This window comes from Mycobacterium sp. (assembly GCF_050701675.1).
Lineage (GTDB): Bacteria > Actinomycetota > Actinomycetes > Mycobacteriales > Mycobacteriaceae > Mycobacterium.
This window is the reverse complement of sequence record NZ_JBOGDD010000672.1, coordinates 1-7,809: the sequence shown is the minus strand read 5'-3', so window position 1 is coordinate 7,809 and position 7,809 is coordinate 1. Positions and strand designations below refer to the sequence as shown.

The 7,809-nt window shown below is 66.1% G+C and carries 7 protein-coding genes and 1 pseudogene; 4 read left to right on the top strand and 4 right to left on the bottom strand.

Annotated features, from left to right (window positions below; genetic code table 11):
• Positions 1–125: 125 nt before the first annotated feature.
• The 4 genes and pseudogenes from ACRDUX_RS20685 to ACRDUX_RS20670 all read right to left on the bottom strand — a co-directional run bounded on the left by ACRDUX_RS20685 (position 126) and on the right by ACRDUX_RS20670 (position 4,185).
• Positions 126–935 (bottom strand): MlaE family ABC transporter permease, encoded by an 810-nt coding sequence (locus tag ACRDUX_RS20685; RefSeq protein ID WP_526415997.1) that lies wholly within the window; start codon positions 933–935, stop codon positions 126–128.
• Positions 925–1,389: pseudogene (locus ACRDUX_RS20680) on the bottom strand (thiolase C-terminal domain-containing protein); the annotation flags it as partial. The gene ACRDUX_RS20685 and the pseudogene ACRDUX_RS20680, both read right to left, overlap by 11 nt.
• Before the next feature lie 31 nt (positions 1,390–1,420).
• A complete protein-coding gene (locus ACRDUX_RS20675) occupies positions 1,421–2,629 on the bottom strand; it encodes a CaiB/BaiF CoA transferase family protein (protein WP_526415995.1) in 1,209 nt (402 codons plus the stop codon).
• Complete coding sequence (locus ACRDUX_RS20670; protein ID WP_526415999.1) at positions 2,626–4,185, bottom strand: aldehyde dehydrogenase family protein; 1,560 nt, start codon at positions 4,183–4,185, stop codon at positions 2,626–2,628. The genes ACRDUX_RS20675 and ACRDUX_RS20670 overlap by 4 nt, the downstream gene beginning before the upstream one ends.
• Positions 4,186–4,428: 243 nt before the next feature.
• Here ACRDUX_RS20670 and ACRDUX_RS20665 point away from each other — a divergent pair, with 243 nt between their 5' ends.
• From ACRDUX_RS20665 to ACRDUX_RS20650, 4 genes are read left to right on the top strand one after another with little or no spacing between them, the layout of a single operon-like run.
• A complete protein-coding gene (locus ACRDUX_RS20665; protein WP_526415993.1) occupies positions 4,429–5,130 on the top strand; it encodes an SDR family NAD(P)-dependent oxidoreductase in 702 nt (233 codons plus the stop codon).
• 40 nt (positions 5,131–5,170) lie between these two features.
• The gene (locus ACRDUX_RS20660; RefSeq protein ID WP_526415991.1) at positions 5,171–6,031 is read left to right on the top strand and encodes a mycofactocin-coupled SDR family oxidoreductase; all 861 of its coding nucleotides are present in this window, start codon (positions 5,171–5,173) and stop codon (positions 6,029–6,031) included.
• 29 nt (positions 6,032–6,060) lie between these two features.
• A complete protein-coding gene (locus tag ACRDUX_RS20655) occupies positions 6,061–6,252 on the top strand; it encodes a ferredoxin (RefSeq protein WP_526415989.1) in 192 nt (63 codons plus the stop codon).
• Positions 6,253–6,307: 55 nt separating this feature from the next.
• Positions 6,308–7,672: a cytochrome P450 gene (locus ACRDUX_RS20650; protein ID WP_526415987.1), complete on the top strand. Its 1,365-nt coding sequence runs from the start codon at positions 6,308–6,310 to the stop codon at positions 7,670–7,672.
• Positions 7,673–7,809: the final 137 nt, after the last annotated feature.

Below are 7,809 nucleotides of genomic sequence, written 5' to 3'. Positions count from 1 at the left end.
GCCTTGCCGAAGAACAACGTCTGATCCCCGATGCGCCCCAACGCCCCGACCGGACGGTTGACCGTGCTGACCAACCGCGGGAAGCGGCTGCGCACCACCTGCATCGTGCCCATGCCCCGGCGCCCCTACTTCGCCGTCAACTGGATGCCGATGGCCGTAACCACCACGTTGATCACGAACAACGCCATGAACGCGAACACCACCGTCTCATTGACCGCATTCCCGACGGCCTTGGCGCCACCCCCGGTGATCGTCAACCCCCGATAGCACGCGATCAACCCGGCGAACAACCCGAACAATGCCGCCTTCACACACGAGATGATCACCTCCGGCACCCCCGTCAACAACGTGATGCCCGCGGCGAACGCGCCAGGGTTCACGTCCTGGACGAACACCGAGAAGAAATAGCCACCCAGGATCCCGATGATCACCACCAACGAATTCAGCAGCAGCGCCACCAGACCCGAAGCCAGCATCCGCGGAGTCACCAGGCGTTGCACCGGGTTGATGCCCAGCACCTCCATCGCGTCGATCTCCTCACGGATGGTCCGCGACCCCAGATCCGCGCACATCGCCGTCGCCCCCGCACCGGCCACGATCAACACCGTCACCAACGGACCCACTTGCGTCACCGCACCGAACGCCGCACCCGCACCCGACAGATCCGCCGCCCCCAACTCCCGCAACAGGATGTTCAAGATGAAGGACACCAACACCGTGAACGGAATCGCCACCAACAACGTCGGCGCCAACGACACCCGCGCCACGAACCACGACTGCTCCAAGAACTCCCGCCATTGAAACGGCCGCACGAAGATGAACCGAAACGCATCCACCCCCATCGAGAACAACCCACCCACCGCAGCCATCGGACCCGACACACCCCGAGGCAACGAGATACCCGGCGACCACCGCTCCGGTCCCTTAACCGCCATTGGTTCCCGGTCCTTCCAGGATCGTTTCCGCCGACACTGCTGTCGGCCCCCCGATGTTGTGCGCCAGTGCAATCCGCGTTCCGCCGACTTGGTTGGCCGCGTGGCCGTGGAGTTGTTGGAACGACTCGACGCACTGTGCCACATCGGTGGCACCCGGCGGGTGAGCTTTGGCCTTTAAATCTCCAATGGGATTCACCGTCAGCGAACCGCCGACGGCGGTGGCTCCGGTCTCGATCAGCCCGAACGCGCCAAGACGCCCGGCGAAGCCAACGCCTTCGCAGTTGATCAGCTCGGCGGCGCGGGTGGCGCCCGGGAGCGTCGTCATGTCGGACTTGTGCTGGTGCGTAACGGAATCGAGCTCGAGCCCGACGCCTCGGATTCGCACCGGGCGGTCGGCGAAACGGTCCGCGACCTCCTCGGCGGCGATGACGAGTGCTGCGGCGCCGTCACTTTGGCGTGACCGTCGCCGTGTGATCTCCGCATGCCTAGGTCACCGCGCCAGCGGTCTTCAGCTCGATGATGCGGTCCCAGTCCAGGCCGAGTTCGGCGAGCACCTCGTCGGTCTGCTCGGCGAAGGCAGGCGCTCCTGCCGTGTGCGGAGCAGAGACGTCGAACTGGACGGGGTTGGCGACCAGTTCCAATTCGCCTGCCGCGACGATGTATTCGTTGGCGCGGACCTGCGCGTCATCGGCAGCCTGCAGAGTGTCCTGCACCGGCGCCCACGGCCCGGCCAGGGTGGCGAAGCGTTCACTCCACTCGGGCAGGCTGCGGGTCGCGATGGTCTCCCGCAGGATCGCGACGGCGTCCGCCGTGTGCTCGGCGATCGACTCGACGGTGGCGAACCGGGGGTCCTCGATCAGGTCCTCACGGTCGATGTGGCGGCACACGTCGGCCCAGAACTTGGTCGGCTGCATCATCACCAGTGAGATGTAGCGGTTGTCCTTGGTCTCGTAGACGCCGACGAGCGGGTTGATCGGCGAGCCGTGCACGCCCGGCGGCGGCTGGACCATCAGCTGATTCAGGTGCGAGGTCAACGCGATGGTGTGGCCCATCGCCCACAGTCCGCTGCCGAGCAGCGAGACGTCGACGGTCGAGGGCTCGCCCGTGCGCTCGCGTTTGAGCAGCGCCGCCGCGATGCCACCCGCGAGGTTGGTGCCGGAGATGGTGTCTCCGTAGGCCGGTCCGGGCGGGCCGATCATGCCCTCGATTCCCGGCGGCGTGATGGTGGCGGCGGTACCGGCTCGACACCAGAAGGCGGTCATGTCATACCCGCCCTTCTCCGACTCGAGACCACGTGGGCCGAGCGCACTTCCCCTGGCGTAGATGATCTTCGGGTTGACTGCGCGGATGTCGTCGACGTCCATGCCGAACTTCCTGCGGTGCCCCGGCAGGAAGCTGGTCAGGAAGACGTCCGCGCGCTTGGCGAGTTCGAGCAGGACCTCGCGCCCCTCGGGCTTGGAGACGTCAAGGCCGATGCTGCGCTTGCCTCGGTTGGCGTGCTCGATGTTCGGGTTCGGGTCGCCCTCCACCCTCAACGGGCCGGTCTGCCGCAGGCCGCGCTGCGGGTCGCCGGTGACGGCGTGCTCGACCTTGATCACGTCCGCACCCCACTCGGCGAGCACTGCCCCCGCGGACGGGACGAACCCGTACATCGCGACTTCCAGGACGCGGATGCCCTCCAGCGGCCCGCTCACGCCGTCACCTCGGATTCAGCAGGGGGAACGACGACCGCGAAGGTCTTGCGTTCGAGGAACTCCTCGAGCCCGGCCGCCCCCATCTCCCTGCCGATGCCCGACTGCTTGTACCCGCCGAAGGGACTGTCGGGGCTGAAGTAGTTGCCGCCGTTGATGGAGAACGTGCCGGTGCGGATTCGCCGGGCGAGCGCGAGCGCGCGCTCCTCGCTGCCGAACACCGCGCCGGAGAGCCCGTAGATCGAGTCGTTCGCGATGCGCACGGCATCGTCGTCGTCGTCGTAGGCGATCACCACCAGGACAGGCCCGAAGACCTCCTCCTGCGCGATCTCCGCATGGGGATCGACGTCGGTGAGCAGCGTCGGGGTATAGAAGTAGCCGGGGTCCTTCTTCTCGCCGCCGGTGACGAGCGTGGCGCCGGCCGCGACGGCGCGCTTGACCATGCCGTCGACCTTGTCGCGCTGGCGCTCGCTGATGAGCGGGCCCATGTAGGTCTTCGGATCGTTCGGATCGCCGTACCGCACGTGCGAGAAGTTGGCCTTGATCATCTCGACGATCTCGTCGTGGTGCTTGCGCGGTACCAGCAGGCGCGACGTCAGGGCGCAGCCCTGGCCCGCGTGGGTGACCATGCTGAAGGCGGAGAACACCGCGGCCGTGCTGAAGTCGGCGTCGTCGAGGACGATGGCCGCGGACTTGCCGCCAAGTTCGAGGAAGACCCGCTTGACGGTCTCGCTCGCGGCGGCCATGATCCGCCGCCCCGTCGGCGTCGAGCCGGTGAAGGTGACGACGTCCACGTCGGGGCTCGTCGTCAGCACCGCGCCGACCTCGGGGTCCGACGAACTGAGGACGTTGACCACCCCGGCGGGAATGTCGGTGTGGTTGGCGATCAGCTCGCCGAGGGCGAGCGTGACGAGCGGCGTGTCCGGCGCGCCCTTGAGGACGACGGTGCAGCCTGCGGCGAGGGCGGGTGCCAGCTTCGCGAGCGCGAGTTGATTCGGGTAGTTGTAGGCGACGATGGCGGCGACGACGCCCGCACCTTCCTTCTCCACCCAGCGGTGGTGCTGCATACCGCGACTGGAGATGTTGCCGAGGTCCTCGGTCATCGGGAACGTCTTGAGCAGATTCGCGTAGTAGCGCACGATCTCGACGGGCTGATCGAGCTGTGCGCCGGCGAGGAGCGCGGGGGTGGCACCGACCTCCGCGGTGGTGAGCGCGGCGAGTTCCTCGCGGTGGTCGACGAGCGCCTGATGGAACTGCTCGAGACAGCGGATCCGAAGCGCGACGTCGGTCGCCCACGGTCCGTCGTCGAAGGCGCGGCGCGCGGCCGCAACGGCCGCCTCGGCGTCGGCGACGGTGCCGTCGGGCGCGTGTCCGAATACCTCGCCGGTGGCGGGGTTGATGGAAGCGAAGGTGCTGGAGTTGATGTCGTCGGCAGCCCGACTCCGCCCGGCCCCGACGAGTTCGCCATCGATCAGCATGCGCCGATCGGCGTGCGCTCTGGGTGTTCGAGCACCCAGGTCTTCGTGCCCGTCAGTGGAGATCGTCGGTGTCTGGCCCATCATCCTCCTCAGTGTGATGGAAATTTCATTCTCATCACCGGCGAATCATACATTCGCTCCGCGAGAACACAACAAAGCGTAGATGGCCTAGTCAAAGGGTCGAGACGCCTGCGACGAGCGAAGTTCTGGACGAACCGATCGGCTAGTTACCTTGCAAGATGGCGTGATCCGAGAGTACGGTTCTCATAATCGGAAGCAGTATTCTTAACGGTCCGAACGACCGCCCCCCTTGGAGGATCAGTAGTGAAGAACGCCGTCGTCACCGGAGGCGGTTCGGGTATCGGCGCGGCGATCGCCAATCGGCTACGCGCCGACGGCTACCACGTCGCCACGCTCGACCTGAACCCGTCCGATGATGAGTTCGCCTACACGGCGGACGTGACCGATCGTGCCGCCATCGACGATGCCCTCAATGCGATCCGCACCAAACTTGGTCCCGTCACGATCCTGGTGAACGCGGCGGGCCTCGACGGCTTCAAGCGCTTCCTCGACATCGACTTCGAGCTCTGGCAGCGGGTCGTCAACGTCAACCTCAATGGCGTCTTCCACTCCATCCAGGCCGTGCTGCCGGACATGATCGAAGCCGGCTGGGGCCGGATCGTGAACATCTCGTCGTCGAGCACCCACTCGGGGACCCCCTACATGTCCCACTACGTGTCGGCGAAGTCGGCCGTCAACGGCCTGACCAAGAGCCTGGCGCTCGAATACGGGCCAGCAGGCATCACGGTCAACGCCGTCCCGCCCGGCTTCATCGACACCCCCATGCTGCGCAAGGCCGAGAGCCGCGGGTTCCTCGGCGACATCGACAAGACCATCGAGGCGACCCCGGTGCGGCGCATCGGCAAGCCCGAGGACATCGCCGCCGCTTGCTCCTTCCTCATCTCCGAGGAGGCCGGCTACATCACCGGCCAGATTCTGGGCGTCAACGGCGGTCGGAATACCTAAGTGACAGACCAGGCAGAGCAGTCAGACGAGAGGACATCCGATGGGACGCGTTGAAGGCAAGGTCGCATTCATCACCGGCGCGGCGCGCGGACAGGGCCGCAGCCACGCGGTCCGGCTCGCCGAAGAGGGTGCCGACATCATCGCCGTCGACCTCTGCAAGAACATCGACTCGATCGGCTATTCACTCGCCACCCCAGAAGATCTCGAGGAGACCACACAGTTCGTCGAGAAGACGGGTCAGCGGATCGTCACCGCGCAGGCCGACGTCCGTGAGGCCGCTCAGCTCAAGGAAGCGTTGGAGAACGGAATCTCCGAGCTCGGCAAGGTCGACATCGTGGTGGCCCAGGCCGGCATTGCGGGTATGAAGGGCAACCCGCCGCTGCAGACGTGGACCGACGTGATCAACACCAACCTCGTCGGCACCATCAACGCGATCCAGGTCGCGCTCCCGCATCTTCAGGAGGGTGCCTCGATCATCGCCACCGGCTCGACCGCGGCATTGATGGACACGGCCAAGAAGGACAACCCCGGCAACGATCCCGGCGGCATGGCGTACATGACCGCCAAGCGGCTGCTGTCGCAGTACGTCCACGATCTGGCCACCGAACTGTCGGTGCGCGGCATTCGCGCCAACGTGGTGCATCCGACCAACTGCAACACCGACATGTTGCAGAGCGAGCCGATGTACCGCTCGTTCCGGCCCGATCTCGAGCATCCGACCCGCGCCGACGCGGAGCCCGTCTTCGGCATCCAGCAGGCGATGCGGATCCCGTTCATCGAGCCCGAGGACATCAGCAACGCCATCCTCTGGCTGGCCTCCGACGAGTCCCGCTACGTCACCGGTCTTCAACTTCGCGTCGACGGTGGCGGCTACCTCAAGTGGTACGACTACCACGTCTGATTCTGTACGGTCCGAAAGGAGCTGCGCTCGTGAAGGTTTCGGTTGACGGGACACGCTGCCAGGGGCACACCCTGTGCTCGATGATCGCGCCAGACTCATTCGAACTCGACGACGTCGACGGGCACGCCTCACCCGTGTCCGAGGTGGTGCCCGCCGATCAGGAAGACCTGGTCGCGGAGGCTGCCCACTCGTGCCCCGAACAGGCCATCGTCATCGAATGACGCTGTTCGACAAGACCGCAAACTGATCGTTCGCCGAAAAATAGGAGACACCGCCGTGAGCATCGACGACGTCGCCACCGACGACGACCGCAAGAAGAACCAGTACCACTTCGACCGGCACACCCCGGAATACCGCGGGCAGTTCGCCAAGATCACCGAGGATATGCACACCAAGTGCCCGGTGGCATGGACGGACGTCTACGACGGTCACTGGGTGGCCGCGGGCAGCAAGGAAGTGTTCGAACTCGCTCGCTGCCCCGTCGTGTCCAATGACCACGACCTCCACGGGGAGCGAAAGGGCTACCAGGGCATCACCATTCCCAAGGCACAGCGCGCCACCGTCGTGCGCGGCGGGATCCTGGAGATGGACGAGCCCGAACACAGCACCTACCGCGGCGCCCTGAACCCGTACCTGTCCCCCGCCGCGATCAAGCGGTGGGTGCCCTTCGTCGACGAGATCACCCGCGCAGCCATCGACGACAAGATCGAAACGGGCCGGATCGACTTCGTCGACGATCTGGCCAACATCGTGCCTGCGGTGCTGACGCTGGCGATGATGGGCATCGAGCTCAAGAAGTGGCTCATCTACAGCGAACCCGCGCACGCCGGGGTCTCCACCCCGGAACACTCGCCCGACGCCCCGCGGGTCGCAGAGATGAACCGGCAGATGGGCATCGACCTCCTCACCAACATGTTCGAGATGAAGCAGAACCCGCGGCCCGGCCTGGTCAATGCGCTGCTGGACCTTCGCATCGACGGCGAGCCCGCACCCGACCTGGAGATCATGGGAAATCTCGGGTTGATCATCGGCGGCGGCTTCGACACCACGACCGCGCTCACCGCGCACGCGCTGGAGTGGCTGTCGGAGAATCCCGATCAGCGCGAATTACTGAGCCGCGAGCGGGACCTGCTGCTCAACCCCGCCACCGAGGAGTTCCTCCGGTTCTTCACCCCCGCACCCGGTGACGGCCGCACGTTCGCCGAGGACGTCGAGGTCGATGGTCAGCAGTTCAAGGAAGGCGAGCGGCTGTGGCTGTCGTGGGCGATGGCCAATCGCGATCCCTCGGTCTTCGACGAGCCCAACAAGGTACTGCTCGACCGTAAGGGCAACCGGCACTTCAGCTTCGGCATCGGTGTGCACCGTTGCGTCGGCTCCAACGTGGCCCGAACCGTGTTCAAGTCGATGCTGACCGCCGTGCTCGACCGGATGCCCGACTACGTGTGCGACCCCGAGGGCGCGGAACACTACGAGAGCATCGGCGTCATCCAGGGCATGAAGCACCTGCCCGCGACGTTCACGCCCGGTGAACGTCGGGGCCCTGGTCTCGACGAGACGTTGGAGAAGCTCCAGCGGATCTGCGACGAGCAGCTCCCCGCCAGACCCATCACCGAGCACAAGGACGCCGTCGTCATCGACTGAATACCCCGCGCGCCACCCCACCCCCGCGCAACCCCAACCTTCGCGCGACCCCACCCCCCGCGCCACCCCACCCCCCGCGCGACCCCACCTTCGCGCCACCCCACCTTCGCGCCACCCCACCTTCGCGCCACCCCACC